Source organism: Helicobacter sp. T3_23-1059 (genome assembly GCF_053654515.1).
On the sequence record NZ_JBSIUV010000148.1, the window covers coordinates 1 to 1,147 of the forward strand.

The following is a 1,147-nucleotide window of genomic DNA, read 5'->3' on the forward strand; positions in this document are numbered from 1 at the left end:
GTCTTTCTTGCAAGGGGTTTTAGGTAGATAAAAGTTTAGCTTGCAAGGTGTTTAGCGATTCTAAAATGCGTTTGATTGCTACTAAATCTGTGCTTGGGGGGGGGTGCTACATTGTGCTAAAAGCCTTGCTAACTCGGCTTGTTTTTTTGCTAATTGCACTTGTTTTAATGCTTCTTGCCTCTCTTTCTCTTGTTCTTGTTTAGTTTGTTGTTCTTTTTTAGCTTGCAAAAGAGAATCTAACTCGGTTTCGTATTGTTTTTGCAAGGCAATTAACCTATTAAGTTCTTGCCTAAGCGCGTTGATAATACTTGTATCAGCATTATCGAGTATTAAATCGTTTATTTCCTTTTCAACTTCTTGTATTTTTTGTTTATACATTTTTTTGTCCTTATTGATTTATTGTAGTTTTTAGGTTTTAAATTTGACTTTTTGGGTAAAAAGTGCTATATTTTTAGCATAAACCGATAGTTGATGCTCTCAATGTGGTAGAGAGCTGGGCTTATGTAGCTTGTGATATTGTGGGTTCAACTCCCTCCTTCTATCGGTTTCTTATTCTTTAAAATTCTTTTATCAGCTTTTTTTGCGGTAACAATAAAATTTCCATTGTTGTCTGCTTTGAAATGCACAAAATTCATCATTTGTTCATTATTCTTGTCTGCAAAAGTAATAAAAAATCCTGTTTCATCTTTATATGCACTCTTGGCGTTGTTTATGACTTTTGGCAATTCTTTGATTTCGTTAATTTTTAATGCTTGCCTATATTTTGATTTTCTCTCTGGTCGCAAATGTGCTAATGCGCTTTTTAACATAAAAACCCTGTCGCCCTGCAAGTTTAACACCTTTTTTAATTCGGCACTTATTGTAGCAATTCTTTGTATATTTGGTGCTTTTGCATAATTTTTGTTTAAGACATTATCTACAAAAACATTAAAATCATCTTGAGTGCTTAAGGGCAAACCACTTAGATAATCCTTTGTTTTTGAGTTCATTTTTATATGCTGATTTTGCATTATTTTACCTTGTTGGTTATTTTTGTTCATTATTGTATCTAAATTCTTAATTTTATGCAGATTTGTTGCGTTGCTAACTTTTTGGCTAAGTTCGCTCGCGCTATTTTGTAGCGACTTTATCGCCTCTTTTGGCTCAT

The 1,147-nt window shown here is 32.9% G+C and carries 2 protein-coding genes; both read right to left on the reverse strand.

Annotation, left to right across the window (positions count from 1 at the left end; translation table 11 throughout):
- Positions 1-81 precede the first annotated feature (81 nt).
- A complete protein-coding gene (locus ACWIX0_RS13680; RefSeq protein WP_454174535.1) occupies positions 82-378 on the reverse strand; it encodes a hypothetical protein in 297 nt (98 codons plus the stop codon).
- Positions 379-524: 146 nt separating this feature from the next.
- Positions 525-1,147: hypothetical protein (locus ACWIX0_RS13685; RefSeq protein WP_454174536.1), on the reverse strand; the 623-nt coding region annotated here is incomplete at its 5' end.